The following is a 16,204-nucleotide window of genomic DNA, read 5'->3' as shown; positions in this document are numbered from 1 at the left end:
GGTAGTGGCCTCCAGCCGGCGATCTGGGGTGCGGCTCAGGCGGCGGCGCCGGTCGCGGAGCCGACTACCTCCTGTCCTTAGGTACCCACCACCCCCGGTCGATGTCGGATGCGGATGGCATGCTTCCGGGAGAAGCCTGGAGAGAGGAGTGCCGTGGGGCCGTGGGACGTGGAGCAGGTGCTGGGACTGGCGCCTGATTCTGCGTCCGCGAAGGCCGGCCAGTCGCAGGCTCGGGCGGAGAAGTGGTCCGGGACCGGGGCATCCGACCGGGCCGTGTGGGGACTGTGCCAGGGCAGCGGCAAGGCGCCGTACCAGACCACTGTTGATCCGGGTGGGCCGGCGTACAGGTGCTCCTGTCCCAGCCGGAAGTTTCCGTGCAAGCATGCGCTCGGGTTGCTGCTGCTGTGGGCGACCGGAGAGATCCAGGCCGGCGACGAGCCGGAGTGGGTGAGCTCGTGGGTGGATCAGCGAGCAGCCCGGGCGGAGAGGCCGGAGCGTAAGCCGGGCGAGGTCGCCGACCCTCTGGCTGCCCAACAACGTGCCTCGAGACGCGCCGACCGCGTATCGGCGGGCATGGCCGAGCTGTCGAGTTGGCTGGACGACCAGGTCCGGCAGGGGCTGGGCGGATTCGACCAACGTGCGTACACCGAGCTGAGCCGGTTGGCAGCGCGCATGGTGGACGCGCAGGCACCAGGAGTCGCAGGAGCGGTACGCCGAGCCGCCGGGGTCGTCGGCCGTGGTCACGGCTGGCCGGGTGAGCTGCTCGAGGAGCTGTCCCTCATCCATCTGATCGTCTCGGCTCACGCCCGCCTCGCCGACCTCCCGCCGTCGCTGGCCGACACCGTGCAGTCGCGGATCGGCTGGACCGTCGAGACGGCTCGCGTGCTGGTCGAAGGAGAGAAGGTCGAGGACGACTGGCTCGTACTCGGCCGCGTGATCGAACCCGACGATCGCCTCACAGTGCGACGTGTCTGGTTGCGTGGGGCAACAACGGGACGGCTCGGCCTGATCCTCACCTTCGCCGCCGCCGGACGCCCCCTCGACCCGCTGCCGGCCCGACCTGGCGAGTATGTCCCCGGAGCCCTGTCCTTCTACCCCGGTGCTCTCCCGATGCGCGCCCTGCTCACCCAGACCGCGCCGCGCCTCCCCGCACCGAAGCCGACCGGATTCACCATCCGCCAGGCCTTGGCGTCGTACGTCGAATCTGTCGCCGCCGACCCGTGGAACGAGCGCTGGCCGTTGGTCCTGCAAGACGTGCGTCCGGCCCGGTACGGCGAGGGGTGGGCGCTGGTGGACGATGCGGGTGACGGACTGGAGATCTTGCCTGGCGTGGATCCGTGGAAGCTGCTGGCGGTGTCGGCTGGCGATCCGGTCACCGTCGCCGGCGAGTGGAACCGTGCCGGCTTCCGGCCGATGACCTGCTGGCACGGCGATCGGCCGGTGATCCTGTGAAGGGTTGGGACGGGTTGGTCAGTTCGGCGTTGCTGGGTACGGACCGGCGGCCGGTGCATTTCGAGGAGTTGCCGGAGCACATCCAGGAACGGCTGGGCGATGGCGGTCTCCTCGACGCGGCAGCGCTGGCGACTGTCTACAAGCGAGCGGGACGCAAACCGTTGCAGGAGCTCGAACCGTTGCCTGCGGCACCAGGTGAGGACAGGCCGCTACCTCGACCGGTCGCGATCCGGCGGCTGGCCGCGATGCTTGGTGGGTTCCAGACGACGGCGCTCGGCGAGTGGCTGCGTGCCGCCGACGCACGCGGTTGGGGCGTGCCGCCGGAGCACCTTCCCGCGTTGGCCGACTACGCCCGGAACAGAGCGGAGTACCGGCCGCTCGTGATCGCCGCCGCGGGTCGGCGAGCCGCGTGGTTGGCTGATCTGAATCCAGAGTGGCGGTTCCTGCACGCAGCGGTTGTCGAGGGCAACGATCCCGAGCTGTGGACGCACGGCAACGCGATCCAGCGTCGCAGCTGGTTGCGTGGTCTTCGGCAGCATGATCCTGAGGCCGCCCGCGAGGCGCTGAGCGAGGTCTGGACGACCGAGTCCGCCGCGACTCGGGCGGACTTCCTCGGTCTGCTCGCGGATGGATTGTCCAAGCACGACGAGGAATTCCTCGAGGCCGCGCTCGACGACCGTTCCAAGGAGGTACGCCGGGGCGCGTCCCGGCTGCTCGCGCGCGTCCCGGGTTCTCGCTATGGCGAACGCATGGCGGAGCGGATGTGGTCGCATCTGACCGTCAGCCAGGGTGTGATCGCGGTCGACCTGCCGCGGCGGCTGAGCGCCTCGATGGAGCGCGACGGGATCACCTCGGAGAACCCCGAGGGAGTCGGCAAGCGTGCGTGGTGGTTTCTGCAGATCGTTGCCAGCACCCCCTTGTCCGTGATGGATCTCAGCTGGTTGCAGACACCGGTGGAGGGCTGTTCGCCCGACGTACTGCAGGCAGCTTGGACGGAAGCCGCGATCCGGGAGAGTTCGGCGGATTGGGCCCGGAGTTTGTTGCGGTCCGAGGCATCGACCGGCAGCCGGAGTCCGGCCGAGTTGTTGCGACTGCTGCCGCCGGACGAGTGGGCGCGGGCCGTGGAGGCGCTCCGGACCACCGTGGACGTCGCCGAACTGGTGGGTGGGCTGCCTGTGCCGTGGCCGTCGTCTCTCGCGACCATGATCCTGGACCAACTGGCCAAGGTCGGCACCGCCCGAGCGTGGGCCCGGTTGGCGAGCATCACGGCCCGCGCCGCGCCGGCCGACGTACTGAATCATCCGATCACCCGGGAGCCGACCGGCGAGGAAGACACCTGGCGCCGCCGGCTGGTGGAGACCCTGATCTTCCGACGTGAGATGCACGAGGAGCTGTCATGACGACTGAAGTACTGCGGCCGCACGCGGAAGAGGAGTATGCCGACGAGCTAGCCGCACTGGCAGCCGCGGACGATCGCGCCCGTCCGCCGGCCTGGCGGCTGTCTCCGGCAGCGGTGGTCACGTATCTGCTCGGTGGACGGGCCGGCGACACGGAGATCTCACCCAAGTACGTCGGTCCGCGCCGGCTGATCGAGGTCGCGGTGGCCACACTTGCGACGGACCGTGCGTTGCTGCTGCTCGGCGTACCGGGGACGGCGAAGACGTGGGTCAGCGAGCATCTCGCGGCGGCGATCAGCGGTGACTCGACCCTGCTCGTGCAGGGGACGGCGGGTACGGCGGAGGAGTCGATCCGCTACGGCTGGAACTACGCGCAGTTGATTGCCCAGGGTCCCAGTGAGGCGGCGCTGGTGCCGAGTCCGGTGCAGCGGGCGATGACCGAGGCGAAGATCGCCCGGATCGAGGAGCTGACCCGGATGCCGTCCGACGTCCAGGACGCGCTGATCACGATCCTGTCCGAGAAGACGCTGCCGGTGTCCGAACTGGCCACGGAAATCCAAGCCCGCAAGGGTTTCAACGTGATCGCCACCGCCAACGACCGCGACAAGGGCGTCAACGAACTGTCCAGTGCGTTGCGGCGCCGGTTCAACACCGTCGTACTCCCGCTGCCGGACTCGGCCGACGACGAGGTGGAGATCGTCTCCCGCCGGGTCGCGCAGCTCGGGTCGGCGCTGGAGTTGCCGCAGCCCGACGATGCGCTGGACGAGATCCGCCGGGTGGTGACGATCTTCCGTGAGCTGCGATCGGGCCGGACCGAGGACGGCCGGACCGCGGTCAAGTCCCCGTCGGCCACGCTGTCCACCGCCGAGGCGATCAGCGTCGTGACCGGTGGTCTCGCGCTCGCCGCGCACTTCGGGGACGGCGTGCTGCGGCCGACCGACGTGGCCGGCGGCATCCTCGGAGCCGTCATCAAGGACCCGTCGGCGGACCGCGTCGTCTGGTCGGAGTACCTCGAGACCGTCGTGCGCGAGCGGGATGACTGGGCACCGTTCTACCGAGCCTGCCGAGAGATCAACGGATGACCGTTCACCTGCTGGGGATTCGGCATCACGGGCCGGGGTCGGCTCGGGCGGTGGCGACCGCGCTCGGCGAGCTCCAGCCGGACGTGGTGCTGATCGAGGGACCGCCAGAGGCCGACAAGGTGGTGGAGCTCGCCGCGTCGGAGGAGATGGAGCCGCCGGTCGCGCTGCTGGCCTACGCGGTCGACGACTCGACCCGGGCGGCGTTCTGGCCGTTCGCCGTGTTCAGTCCCGAGTGGCAGGCGATCAAGTACGGGTTGGATGCCGGTGTTCCGGTGCGGTTCTGCGACCTGCCCGCCGCGCAGCAGTTCGCGTCATCCGGTGGTGACGGGCGGCGGGCGATGTCGATCGATCCGCTGGCCACGTTGGCGAATGCGGGTGGGTACGACGATCCCGAGCGCTGGTGGGACGACGTGATCGAGTCCCGGCGCGAGGGGGCTGAGCCGTTCACGGTGATCGCCGACGCGATGCGCGAGTTGCGGCACGGCGAGGAGGCGACCGGCCGGGAGGCGCAACGCGAGGCTTACATGCGGACTGTGCTGCGCAAGGCGTTGCGCGAGGGGTACGAACGGATCGCCGTGGTCTGCGGAGCCTGGCACGTACCCGCGCTGGAGATTCCGTTGCCTCCAGCAACTCATGACCAGCGGATCCTGAAGGGCCTGCCGAAGCGGAAGGTCGCGTGCACCTGGGTGCCGTGGACGCACGGCCGGCTGTCGGCGGCGAGCGGGTACGGCGCCGGCATCACGTCACCCGGTTGGTACCACCATTTGTTCACCGCGCCGGACCAGATCACCACCCGCTGGCTGTCGAAGGTCGCTCGCGTATTGCGGGACGAGGACCTGCCTGTTTCCAGCGCTCACGTGATCGAGGCCGTCCGGCTCGCTGACACCTTGGCGGCCTTGCGCGGACGTCCGCTGGCCGGGTTGAGCGAGGTCACCGAGGGGACACGGGCGGTGCTGTGCGGTGGGAACGACGTACTGCTTGATCTGGTCACCCGGGAAGCCGTGGTCGGTGAGTTGCTGGGGTCGGTGCCTGGGGAGACTCCGCAGGCGCCGGTGGCGGCGGACCTTGCGGCACAGGCGCGGCGGTTGCGGATGAAGCGGGATGCGACCGAGCGGGTGATCGAGCTCGACCTGCGGAAGCCGAACGACCTGGACAAGTCGCGATTGCTGCACCGCTTGCGGATCCTCGGCGTGCACTGGGGTGTTCCGGCCATCGATGAGCGGCGCGCGCAGGGTACGTTCCGCGAGATGTGGCGGCTCACCTGGGATCCCGGACTCGAGGTCGAGTTGGTCGCCGCGGGTGCGCACGGTACGACGGTGATCGGCGCCGCGACCACTGTGATGCTGCGCGTGGCGGGCGACGCGTCGACGTTGGCCGATGTCACCGCGGCCCTGGAGAAGTCCCTGTTGGCCGACCTCGAGGACGCGCTCCCCGAGCTGCTGCGCGGCGTCGACACTCGGGCGGCGGCCGATGCCGATGTCGGTCACCTGATGGCCGCGTTGCCTGCGCTGGCGCGTTCTTCGCGGTACGGCGACGTACGCGGGACTGACACGGCCGGGCTGGGTGCTGTTGCCGGGCGGATGGTCTCGCGGATCTGTGCCGGTCTCGGGCGGACCGTTCATGGTCTCGATCCCGATGCGGCTGCTGCCGTGCAGGAGTTGATCGACGGCGTGCAGGACGCAACTGCCTTGCTGGCCGAGGACGTGCGGTCGGAGTGGCTGAACACCCTGGAGGGGTTGAGCGACCGGACCTCGGTGCCGCCGCTGATCCGTGGGCGGCTGACCCGGCTGATGCTGGACACGTCGCGGCTGCCGGATCACGAGGTCGCGTTGCGGCTGGGGCGAGCGCTGTCCCCAGGTACGCCGACCGCCGGTGCAGCCGGGTATGTCGAGGGGTTCCTTGCGGGTGGCGGTCTGCTGCTGGTGCACGACGAACGGCTGCTGGCGTTGGTGGACGCGTGGTTGGGCGAGATCCCGGACGACGCGTTCGTCGAGGTGTTGCCGCTGCTTCGCCGTACGTTCGGGACGTTCGCGTCGCCGGAGCGGCGGTCGATCGGGACGCGGGCGCGCGCCCTCGCCGACCCGGCCGCATTGGTTGTTGCTGACGACAACGATCTCGACACTGAGCTGGCCGCGTCCGTGCTGCCCGTCGTCGCGCAGCTGCTGGGGGTTTCATGAACGACGAAAGGATGCGCCGCTGGCGACTCGTGCTGGGCACTGACGCCGAGGAGGAGACGGGTACGACGCTGTCCACGCAGGACCGGTCCGTCGACGCGGCGCTCGCCGCGCTGTACGACGCGGAGCCCGGCGAGCAGGGGCCCGGGCGGTCGGCCGGGCTCGGTTCGTCGGCGCCGCGGGTCGCGCGGTGGCTGGGGGACATCCGGCAGTACTTCCCGAGCACCGTCGTACAGGTGATGCAGCGGGACGCCGTCGAGCGGCTCGGCATCACCCGGATGTTGATGGAGCCGGAGCTGCTCGGTGCGGTCGAGCCGGACGTGCACCTGGTCAGCACGTTGCTCGCGCTCAACGAGGTGATGCCGGAGGAGACGAAGCAGACTGCGCGCGAGGTGGTCGGGCGGGTCGTCGCCGAGTTGGAGGCACGCTTGGCCGAGCGGACCCGGGCCGCGATTTCCGGTGCGCTGGACCGGGCCGGGCGGACCGGTCGGCCGCGGCACTCGGACATCGACTGGGACCGGACCATCCGCGCGAACCTCAAGCACTTCTCGCCGGCGCTCGGCACGATCGTGCCCGACCGGCTGGTCGGGTACGCGCGGCGCAACCACAGCGTTCAGCGCGACATCGTGCTGGCGATCGACCAGTCGGGCTCGATGGCGGAGTCCGTGGTGTACGCGTCGCTGTTCGGTGCGGTGCTCGGGTCGATCCGCACGCTGCGGACCAGTCTGGTCGTCTTCGACACTGCAGTGGTCGATCTGACCGATCAGCTTGAGGACCCGGTCGACGTACTGTTCGGGACTCAGCTCGGCGGCGGGACCGACATCAACCGTGCGCTCGCGTACTGCGAGGAGCTGGTCACCAAGCCGGCCGAGACCGTGCTGGTGCTGATCTCGGATCTGTACGAGGGCGGCGTACGCGAGGAGATGCTTCGTCGCGCTCGCACCCTGACCGAGTCTGGCGTCCAGGTGATTGCCCTGCTGGCGTTGGCCGACTCGGGTACGCCGTCGTACGACCCGGAGAACGCGGCCGCGCAGACCGCCCTCGGCATCCCGACCTTCGCCTGTACTCCGGACCGCTTCCCTGACCTGATGGCCGCCGCCATCCGCCACGAAGACATCACCACGTGGGCTGCCACCAACCTGTCCTGAAAGGAACGCCTTATGACGAGTGTCGAGCTGACTCGCTTCCGGGTCCGGCCCGAGAAGACCGAGGAACTGCTCGCCGCCCGCGCGGACATGCTGGCGGACTTCACGGCCGATCGCGCCGGGTTCCTTGGTGCGCGCCTCGTGCAACTCCCGGACAACGAGTGGCTCGACATCGTCGAGTGGGCGAGCCCGGAGGACTTCGCCGCGTCGCGGGACAAGGGCGGCAACCTGCCCGGCATCGCCCGCTTCTTCGCCGCGATCGACTCACTGGTCACCGCCGAGGAAGGCACGCTCGCGTAATCCACCTGACAGTGCGAGGGGAACGTCGAGATGCTGCTCCTGGACCCGGCGTACCGCGGGCAGGGTCCAGGAGCAAGCACGACACGACGAACAAGCCGTACCCGATCCTGCACATGAAACTAGCCAGCTAGTTCAAGGATGTCGATCGGGGTGTTCGGGTCGGCCTCGGCGAAGCGGAGGGCCCACTGGACCGCCTCCTGCTTGGAGTCGACGCGGATGATCGAGACGCCGGCGACGAGCTCCTTGGTCTCGGTGAACGGCCCGTCCATGACGCGCGGCTCGCCGGGGCGAGGGAACGTCACCCGGGCACCGCGGGCGCTCGGCATCAGCCCCTCGGCGACGAGCAGTACGCCGGCCTGGCGCATCTCCTCGAGAACCGCGTCCGCCCGGGCCAGCATCTCCGGGTCCGGCGGGTTCCCGGCCTCGAGGTTGTCGTTGGTCTTGTGAAGCAGCATGTACCTCATACGGCAGACCTTAGTGCCGTCCAGAACGCCGGCGGGATCTCATGCTCCATCCACCCTGCGACCTCCGTGATCTCCCGCGGGCTCCGCGCCCCGACCACGACCGCCGGCACGGCGGGGTGCGTCAGCGGGAACTGGACCGCAGCGGCCAGCAGCGGTACGTCGTACTCACGGCACAGGTCCCGGAGCCGTGCGATCCGCTCCAGCAACGCAGGTGGCACTCGGGCGTACCCGTGTGGTGCACCGTCCGCCGTGTCGGCCAGTACGCCGCCCTGGAACACGCCGGCCGCGAGCACACTCACGCCGTACTTCTCGCACAGCGGCAGCAGTTCGTTGGCGCCGGACTGGTCGAGCAGTGTGTACCGACCGGCCAGCAGGATGCAGTCTGCGCCGTCCGCGCCCGTCTCGCTGAGGAACCGGGCTGCGACGTCCGCGTGGTTCACCCCGAGCGAGATCGCGCGGATCGTGCCACGCCCACGTAGCTCGGCCAGCGCCCGCACCGACTCGGTCGACGCGGTCAGGTAGTCGAGGTCCGGGTCGTGAATGTGCAGGACGTCGATCCGGTCGATCCCCATCCGCTCCAGACTCGCCTCGAACGAGCGCATCACCGCGCCGTACGAATAGTCCAGTCGCGGACCGAGACCTGGCGGTGGATCCGCCCAGATCGGCTGGATGTCCGGGCCTCCGGGCTCGATCAGCCGGCCCACCTTGCTGCAGAGCACGAAGTCGTCCCGCGGCCGTCCGCGGAGCGCAAGTCCGGCCCGCTGCTCCGAGACGCCGTACCCGTACACAGGCGCGGTGTCGAAGAGCCGGACGCCGAGCTCCCAGGCACAGTCGATGGTCGCGACCGCCTGCGACTCCGGAACCGCGGCGAACATCCCGCCGATGGAGGCGAGCCCCAGCCCCAGCCTGCTCACCATCAACCCCGTCCGCCCCAGCTCCACACTCCGCATGCCGATGACCCTAGGAGCGGCCGCCGACAGAACCGGGTCTTCCCCGTGGCCGGTCCGCACGGCACCATGCGGAGATGGGTGAGATCGCGGAGCGGTACCGGCGGCGCGCCGAGGCGTTCGAGCGGAAGGTCGCGGCGGTACGGCCGGAACAGTGGGACAACCCGTCGCCGTGCGAGCTGTGGACGGCCAAGGACGTGGTCGACCACATCGTCACGATGCACGGGGTGATGCTGATCCCGGTCGCCCGCAAGCTCGAGCCGTCCGACGACCCGTTGACGGCGTTCCAGGAGGCGCGGGCGGCGGTCGAGGACGTCCTGGAGGACCCGGTCCTCGCGCTCACCGAGACCGACACCCCGAGCGGCCGGATGACCGCCGAGCGGCACGTCGACCAGGTGGTTTCCGACGACCTGGTCCTGCACGGCTGGGACCTGGCCCGGTCCACCGGTCAGGACGAGACCATGGATCCCGTCGACGTGGAGCGGATCTGGGCCAGTACGGCGGCTATCCCGGCCGAGGTGATGGAGCAGTTCCGTACGCCGGGCGCCTTCGGGGAGGGGATCGAGGTGTTCGGCCCGGAGGTCGAGGTCTCCGTCGACGCGCCGCTCCAGGACCGTCTACTGGCTCTGATCGGCCGTCAGCCGTAGCAGGTCGCTCGGGGCGTAGTAGACCTCCGGAGTCGTGCACAGCGGCGCGCTGAGGAGCTGTCTGGGGTGCGACATGAGCAGTGCGTGTCCCTGCGCGATGGCCGGCTCGAGGTACTCGTGGCCCGGCAGGTCGGCCACGGCAGTCCGGCAGCCGAGCGCCATCCCCTCGAACAGCGCTGTCGTCGACACACCCACCTGGTACGTCGCAGAGGCCAACAGATCCAACGTGCTGCCGCCGGTCGACAACTGCACGCCGGCCGGGACGGTGTAGTCCGACGCATGCTCACTGGGATGGGGCCGGAACAGCACCTCCAGCTCCGGGTGCTCCTTGACGACCGACTCGGCCACATGCAGCAGCTCCGCGCCGACCGTGCCCTGCGACAGGAACACGACCCGGTTGGGGTTCTTGTCCGTCGCCGGCGGCAGGTACGACGTTCCGACGACCTCAGTCCTCATGCCGGCGGGCAGATCGGCGACGGTGGTCCAGTACGACCCGAAGCACCAGAGCTCGTCCGGCTGATCGGCAACCGCTGGCCGGCCGGGGTAGCTGTAGCCGAGATGGAACGGGCTGATCGCGCCGTGCTGCAACTCGACCACCCGGATCCCGAGATCCCGCGCGGCGCCGACGATGTGCTGGTGGAAGTACGCGACCACGACGTACACGGTCTGGATCCGATGCCGCCGCAACAAGGTGCGGTAGAGGGCTCGCAGTCGGAGATGCTTGGGGACCTCGCGGGCCACGAGAGAGCTCACTGGCACTGAGATGCCTGTCAGGTCGCGGAGCGCTTCGGTGACGCCCCGGTCGTCGGCCGATCGCCCGTGCAGTGCTCCCGCGGCGGAGGTGAAGAAGTCGAGGTTCCGGCTGCCGGGCAGGGGTGTTCCGTTGATGCCCGAGTCCAGGATCAGCGCCGACGGGCCGAGCGCGGCGCGCAGTTCGTCGGTGTAGATCTCGACACCGTTCGGTTTCCGCGGGTGCGGTACGACGAGCGAGTCGTAGTGCCCGACGAACGGGCTACGGGTGACCAGTCCGGTCATGTGCTTCGCGACGAGACGGGCCTTGTCGTACGACGACCGCCGTACCGGATGAGGTGCTCCGTGGATGCCGCTGCGACGGGTCAGCTCATGGAAGACGCGCATCCGGATGATCGGCCACGGGTGCGCGCCCTTGATCCGCCACTCGAGCAGACTCAGGTCCCGCTCCATCTGCCAGATCGCCCGGCACAGACTCGCCACCGTCGGACCCACGCCCGGCGCCGTGCCGTTCCCGGTACTCGTCATGGTTGATCCCCACTATGCCCGCGAGACTGCCGACGCCCGAGAAGAACCGGCGGACCGCCTTCAGCAGGTGCGTCTTCCGGCCGAGCAGCAGCCCGGCGAGGGCGAACCCGATCGCCGAGATCACCCGGGCTGAAGCATAGGCCAGCACCAGCACGTAGCTGATCGCACCCGGGCGGATCAGGAGCCTGCTGATCGTGTCGCCGCTGCCGGACCGGAACGCACGGCGTACCAGCCAGCGCAGAGTGGTCCGGCCGACGGGCACGTCCTCGGAGATCACCGCCTCCTCACACCAGACGATGCGGAAGCCGGCACGATGGACGCGGAGGAAGAAGTGCAGGTCGCTGGAGCCGGTGTAGCGGAACGCTGGATGGAAGCCGGGGGTCACCGTGTGGTAGACCCGCCGGCTGACCAGGGTGTTGTTCGTGTACGCCTTGCGCAGTTCCTCACCGGTCGTATGCCGGCCCGTCGAGTCGTGTACGTCGCTGTAGTGGTTCCACGGCGGCGCGCCGTCCGGGAGGTTGCCCTTGACCGGACCGGTGACGACGTCGGCGCCAGTGGCCTCCCAGGCGCGCAGGAGCGACGCCAGCCACCCCGGCGGCGCGACCTCGTCGTCGTCCACGAAAATCAGCGCGTCGTCGTTCCAGCACAACTCCACCGACCGCTCCCGGGCGAAGGGGATCCCCGGCTCCGGCTCAACCACCGATTCGATCGGGTACGGCGTCCCCTCGCCGAACTCCTCGAGCACCCGAGCAGCCGACCCGTCCGCGTCGTTGTCGACCACCACGATCCGGATCCCGTAATCGGACTCCGCCGGAATTTCCTGGGCCTGCAGGCTGGTCAGCAGCGCGTGCAACAGAGCGGGTCGCCTGAAGGTGATTACCGCAATGGCGACGCTGGTGCTCATGGCGCCCGAGACTATCGGTCCCCACCAACCCACCACCATCCAACCAGCGTGTGAAACACGTAAACCACACCCCGCGAACCACTGTCACGCAGAGTGCACTCGTGAACCCTCCGATCCCGGCGCTCATGGGCGAGAATCATTAATACGACTGACCTACTGGTCGATCGATGACACACTGCTCCGGTGACTTCTCGATCGGCCAGGATCACCACGGAGCGACCCTTCTACGACCTCCATGCCGATGCCTACGACGCGTTGATCACCGACCCGGTCGAGCCCTGGGTAGCTTCGAGGCGATCATGTGCCGCGGCGTGCTGAATGACCTCGTCCTGGACGAGGAACGCGACGCCGCGCTGGCGACGCCACGCTGTAGTCGGTGAAGCGCGGCAGCGCGCAATCCCGGGTGGGTGGGAGCGGCTGCGTAGCACGCGACGGAGTAGATCGCGTAGCGGACGCGTGGGGTTTCTCAGACCAGCTGTACCTGGAAGTACAGTTGGTGGGGTGGAGACGGTGGAGCGGTTGATTCGTAGTACTCAGGAATTGTTGTGGGAGCGGGGGTACGTCGGGACCAGTCCCAAGGCGATTCAGCGGGCTGCTGATGCGGGGCAGGGGAGCATGTATCACCACTTCACCGGGAAGGCTCAGTTGGCCCGCGCGGCGATCGAGCGTTCGGGCGCCGAGTTGCGTGAGGCAGCCGAGGATCAGCTCAGTGGCAGCGGTACGGCAACCGAGCGGATCACTGACTACCTCGAGCGGGATCGTGAGGTACTGCGGGGATGCCGGATCGGGCGGTTGACCTCGGACCCGGACGTGATGGCGGACCCTGAGTTGCGCCAGCCGATCGACGAGACCTTCACCTGGCTGCGCGCCCGCCTCGCCGAGATTGTTGCTGAGGGCAAGCGCAACGGCGAGTACCCTGGCTCACTGGACCCCGAGCAGACGGCCGCCACCATCGCCGCCGTACTGCAGGGTGGTTATGTGCTGGCCCGGGCGGCGGGTTCCGTGGAGCCGTTCGAGCTGGCGGTGAAGGGCCTGATCAACCTGTTGCCGGAGGCTACGAAGTGAAGATCGGTGCGGTGTTCCCTCAGCTCGAGATCGGCGCGGACCCGACGGTGGTGCGCGACTGGGTGACGACGGTGGAGCGGGCCGGGTACAGCCATGTGCTCGCCTACGACCACGTGCTCGGCGCGGATCCGGCGAACAGGCCGGGCTGGACCGGATACACCGACAAGTCCTTGTTCCATGAGGTTTTCGTGCTGTTCGGGTACTTCGCGGCGATCACCACCGAGCTCGAGCTCGTCGCCGGCGTGCTGGTGCTCCCGCAGCGGCAGACCGCGCTGGCCGCGAAGCAGGCGGCCGAGGTGGACGTCCTGAGCGGCGGCCGGTTGCGGCTCGGTGTCGGCATCGGCTGGAACCAGGTCGAGTACCAAGCCCTCGGTGTGCCCTTCAAGCAGCGGGGCGCCTTGCTCGAGGAGCAGGTCGACGTACTGCGCAAGCTGTGGTCCGAGCCGGTGATCTCGTACGACGGGAAGTTCCACCAGATCGTGGAAGCGGGGCTCAATCCGCTGCCGCGCCGGCAGATCCCGATCTGGTTCGGCGGCAGTGCGGACGCCGTACTGCGTCGTACCGGGCGGATCGGGGACGGATGGATGCCGCAGGGCCCGCCGGACGACAAGGCGCGTGCGCAGTTGGAGACGATCCGGGCAGCGGCTGTGGAGGCAGGTCGCGACCCCGCGCAGATCGGCTTCGAGGCCAGGCTCACGCTCGGCAACGTGCCCGAGCAGGACTGGCGGACGTACGTCGACAGTTGGCGCGAGCTCGGTGCGACTCACCTGACCGTCAACACGATGAACATGGGCCTGTCGAAGCCGGAAGACCACGCCGAGGTCCTGGCCGGCGTCCTGCCGAGGCTCAGCTAGTGCGACGCGGGGCACTAGCCCAGGGAGTGTTCGCGGTCGAGCCGCGGATCACCAGTGGGCAGGGAAGGCTGATGATCTCGGTCGGCCGGTCCGGTTCGGCGATCCTCTTGCGGAGCAGGTCGATCCCGGTCTGGACGATCGCGTGCACCGGCTGCTCGACCGAGGTCAGGTCGAACGACTCCCACGCGGCCAGCTCGGTGTTGTCGTAGCCGATCAGCCAGACGTCGTCGGGCACGTTCGCGCCGATCGCCCGCGCACCGTCCAGGATGCCGAACGCGAGCAGGTCGGTGACGGTGTAGATCGCGGTCGGCGGCTTGCGCTTCGACAGCAGCTTGCGCGCAGCCGCGTGGCCGTCCGCATGGGGAACGCCGACCGAGACGACGTTGCTGGGCTTGATCTTGACGCCTGCGTCGGTCAGCGCGGCGCGGAAGCCGAGGTCGCGATCCCGTGAGGTGTTCCCGGTGTGGGTCAGGGTGACCAGACCAATGTCGGTGTGGCCCGCCTCGACCAGGTACCGGCCGGCGTCGTACGCGCCCTGCCAGTTGTCGCCGACCACTTGATCACAGTCGAGGCCGTCGATGCCGCGGTGGAGCAGCACGGTCGGTGTCCCCGAGGCGAGTGCCATCGTGTGCAGCTTCGAGTCGTACGTCGCCGACGTGAGCAGGAAGCCGTCGACCAGCCGCTGGTGCAGGACGTCGGCGATCGTCTCCTCAGGGTCGTGCTCGATGTTCCACAGGATCATGTGCAGCCCGACCGAGCTGAGCACCCGTCCGATCTCGTCCAGCAGTTCGGCGTGGAACGGGCTGGTCACCCGGGTCATGAAGACGCCGATCGTGTCGGTCCGCCCGGTCTTCATCGCGCGGGCCAACGCGTTCGGCGTGTAGTTCGCGTCCTTCAGTACTTGCAACACTCGCGCCCTGGTCTCCGGGTTGACCTTCGGATTGTTGGTCAGCACCCGTGAAACTGTCGCCTGGGACACCCCTGCCAGGCGGGCCAGATCCCTGCTCGTCGGTGGTCGCGTCATGACCCCGCCTCCCCTCGTAGTCCAAATGCTGAACCCTACTCAAGAGTGTCGCCACTCGCCGTTGACCTCTGGTTCAGCACTGTGTATACGTATTCATTGTATACGTATTCATCCCTCGTGGATGGGAGATTCCGGTGCAGACACAACTCTCCAACCTGAGCCGCCGCAGGTTTCTCGCCGGACTGACGGGACTCGCTGCCGGTGGGGTACTCGCCGGCTGTGGTGGCAACGGCAACGCAGGTGGTGGTGGAGGCAAGAACGGCCTGACCTTCCTGAACTGGGAGCAGGTCAAGGGCAATCCGCTCGAGCAGGCCATCCAGGCCTTCGAGAAGGAGTCGGGGACGAAGGTCACGATCCAGCCCGCCGTCACTACCGAGTACGACACCAAGATGCGCACGCTGATCGCGGGTGGCAGCCCGCCGGACGTGATGCGGATCAACGACGACTTCGTCCGCGGTTTCTCCACCCAGGGAGCGCTGCTGGACCTGAACCCGTACATCGAGAAGGACAAACTCGACACGTCGGCGTTCGCCAAGGAGACCTACGAGTTCCCCAAGCAGCCGGACGGTTCACACACCGCCTGGGTGCTCGGCTACGAACCCCGGCTGATCTTCTACAACGCCGATCTCTTCAAGCAGGCCGGCGTACCGCTGCCGCCGACGACCTGGTCACCGGACGGCTGGACCTGGGCCGATTTCGGTGACAGAGCGAAGAAACTGACCGACCCGGGCAAGAAGCAGTACGGCGCTCTGGTCTATCTGGACACCGGCTACGAGCAGACCTTCACGGTCAACCACGGCAGCCAGACCGGCATCTTCTCCCAGGACGGGACGAAGTTCACCCTGCCGGACGCCAAGGAGGTCGAAGCGTTGCAGTGGGCAACGGATCTGACCTGCAAGGACAAGGTGCAGCCGCCGTGGTCGGCACTGCAGCAGGACAACGCGGAGACGCAGATGTTCGCGCAGGGCAAGCTCGCGATGATGTTCGCGACCTTCGGCACCGTGCCGTACCTGCGGACCACGGTCAAGGACTTCACCTGGGATGTGGCGGCACCGCCGGCCGACATCGAGCAGAAGACCGAGTCCAGCGTGATCGTGTTCTGCATCCCGAAGAAGGCGAAGAACCCGGACCAGGCGTGGGAGCTGCTCAAGTACCTGGCCAGTGAGGAAGGCGGGAAGACCCTGCTGCAGGGCGGGGCGTTCACGCCGATCAACAACAAGGCCGCGGCCGAGCTGGCGCCGAACGGGAAGATGCCCGAGCACATCGGGCTGTTCGCCGAGGCGGCCAAGCACCTGACCGCGACCAACCAGACCAAGAACACGCTCGGCGCCCGCGAACTGTACCGGCCCGCGCTGGACCAGGCCTACAACTGTGAGAAGCCTGTCGGCGACGTGCTGAGTCAGATCAAACCACAGGTGGAGAACGCCTTGAAGGGTTGATGTCGATGGCAACGACAACACCAACAAGGACC

At 68.4% G+C, this 16,204-nt stretch carries 15 protein-coding genes; 10 read left to right on the top strand and 5 right to left on the bottom strand.

Annotation, left to right across the window (positions count from 1 at the left end; translation table 11 throughout):
* The first annotated feature begins 153 nt into the window (after positions 1–153).
* From E0H75_RS00575 to E0H75_RS00550, 6 genes are read left to right on the top strand one after another with little or no spacing between them, the layout of a single operon-like run.
* Positions 154–1,452, top strand: coding sequence for an SWIM zinc finger family protein (locus E0H75_RS00575; RefSeq protein ID WP_131511072.1), 1,299 nt, complete (start codon positions 154–156; stop codon positions 1,450–1,452).
* A complete protein-coding gene (locus E0H75_RS00570) occupies positions 1,449–2,852 on the top strand; it encodes a DUF5691 domain-containing protein (RefSeq protein ID WP_131511071.1) in 1,404 nt (467 codons plus the stop codon). Before E0H75_RS00575 ends, E0H75_RS00570 begins: the two co-directional genes overlap by 4 nt.
* Entirely contained in the window at positions 2,849–3,931 is a 1,083-nt protein-coding gene (locus E0H75_RS00565) for an ATP-binding protein (RefSeq protein ID WP_131511070.1), read from the top strand. Before E0H75_RS00570 ends, E0H75_RS00565 begins: the two co-directional genes overlap by 4 nt.
* Complete coding sequence (locus E0H75_RS00560) at positions 3,928–6,108, top strand: DUF5682 family protein (RefSeq protein WP_131511069.1); 2,181 nt, start codon at positions 3,928–3,930, stop codon at positions 6,106–6,108. The genes E0H75_RS00565 and E0H75_RS00560 overlap by 4 nt, the downstream gene beginning before the upstream one ends.
* Positions 6,105–7,253 (top strand): VWA domain-containing protein, encoded by a 1,149-nt coding sequence (locus tag E0H75_RS00555; RefSeq protein ID WP_131511068.1) that lies wholly within the window; start codon positions 6,105–6,107, stop codon positions 7,251–7,253. Before E0H75_RS00560 ends, E0H75_RS00555 begins: the two co-directional genes overlap by 4 nt.
* Before the next feature lie 12 nt (positions 7,254–7,265).
* A complete protein-coding gene (locus tag E0H75_RS00550) occupies positions 7,266–7,550 on the top strand; it encodes an antibiotic biosynthesis monooxygenase (protein ID WP_131511067.1) in 285 nt (94 codons plus the stop codon).
* Between the two features lie 119 nt (positions 7,551–7,669).
* Here E0H75_RS00550 and E0H75_RS00545 read toward each other — a convergent pair whose 3' ends face one another.
* Positions 7,670–8,014: a YciI family protein gene (locus E0H75_RS00545; RefSeq protein WP_131361628.1), complete on the bottom strand. Its 345-nt coding sequence runs from the start codon at positions 8,012–8,014 to the stop codon at positions 7,670–7,672.
* A complete protein-coding gene (locus tag E0H75_RS00540; protein WP_131511066.1) occupies positions 8,011–8,964 on the bottom strand; it encodes an aldo/keto reductase in 954 nt (317 codons plus the stop codon). Before E0H75_RS00540 ends, E0H75_RS00545 begins: the two co-directional genes overlap by 4 nt.
* A 74-nt stretch (positions 8,965–9,038) precedes the next feature.
* Between E0H75_RS00540 and E0H75_RS00535 the strand changes: the two genes are divergently transcribed.
* Positions 9,039–9,608 carry a TIGR03086 family metal-binding protein gene (locus tag E0H75_RS00535; protein ID WP_131511065.1) on the top strand — a complete coding sequence of 190 codons (570 nt, stop codon included), beginning with the start codon at positions 9,039–9,041 and terminating at the stop codon, positions 9,606–9,608.
* Here the strand turns inward: E0H75_RS00535 and E0H75_RS43865 are convergent.
* Positions 9,579–10,745 (bottom strand): hypothetical protein, encoded by a 1,167-nt coding sequence (locus E0H75_RS43865; RefSeq protein ID WP_238162919.1) that lies wholly within the window; start codon positions 10,743–10,745, stop codon positions 9,579–9,581. The two genes, E0H75_RS00535 and E0H75_RS43865, sit on opposite strands and share 30 nt — an antisense overlap.
* On the bottom strand, positions 10,729–11,790 hold the full coding sequence (locus tag E0H75_RS00525; RefSeq protein ID WP_131511064.1) for a glycosyltransferase family 2 protein: 1,062 nt from the start codon (positions 11,788–11,790) through the stop codon (positions 10,729–10,731). The genes E0H75_RS43865 and E0H75_RS00525 overlap by 17 nt, the downstream gene beginning before the upstream one ends.
* Positions 11,791–12,291: 501 nt before the next feature.
* Here E0H75_RS00525 and E0H75_RS00520 point away from each other — a divergent pair.
* Together E0H75_RS00520 and E0H75_RS00515 are read left to right on the top strand one after the other, a co-directional pair.
* Entirely contained in the window at positions 12,292–12,855 is a 564-nt protein-coding gene (locus E0H75_RS00520) for a TetR/AcrR family transcriptional regulator (protein ID WP_131511063.1), read from the top strand.
* Positions 12,852–13,709, top strand: coding sequence for an LLM class F420-dependent oxidoreductase (locus E0H75_RS00515; RefSeq protein WP_131511062.1), 858 nt, complete (start codon positions 12,852–12,854; stop codon positions 13,707–13,709). Before E0H75_RS00520 ends, E0H75_RS00515 begins: the two co-directional genes overlap by 4 nt.
* On the opposite strand, the gene E0H75_RS00510 is transcribed toward E0H75_RS00515, so the two are convergent.
* Positions 13,702–14,733: a LacI family DNA-binding transcriptional regulator gene (locus E0H75_RS00510; protein ID WP_131511061.1), complete on the bottom strand. Its 1,032-nt coding sequence runs from the start codon at positions 14,731–14,733 to the stop codon at positions 13,702–13,704. The two genes, E0H75_RS00515 and E0H75_RS00510, sit on opposite strands and share 8 nt — an antisense overlap.
* Before the next feature lie 134 nt (positions 14,734–14,867).
* Between E0H75_RS00510 and E0H75_RS00505 the strand changes: the two genes are divergently transcribed.
* On the top strand, positions 14,868–16,172 hold the full coding sequence (locus E0H75_RS00505) for an ABC transporter substrate-binding protein (protein ID WP_131511060.1): 1,305 nt from the start codon (positions 14,868–14,870) through the stop codon (positions 16,170–16,172).
* Positions 16,173–16,204 lie beyond the last annotated feature (32 nt).

The sequence above is a fragment of the Kribbella capetownensis genome, assembly GCF_004331485.1.
GTDB classification, from domain to species: domain Bacteria; phylum Actinomycetota; class Actinomycetes; order Propionibacteriales; family Kribbellaceae; genus Kribbella; species Kribbella capetownensis.
The sequence above is the reverse complement of the archived record's forward strand: the minus strand, read 5'-3'. Positions and strand labels throughout refer to the sequence as shown.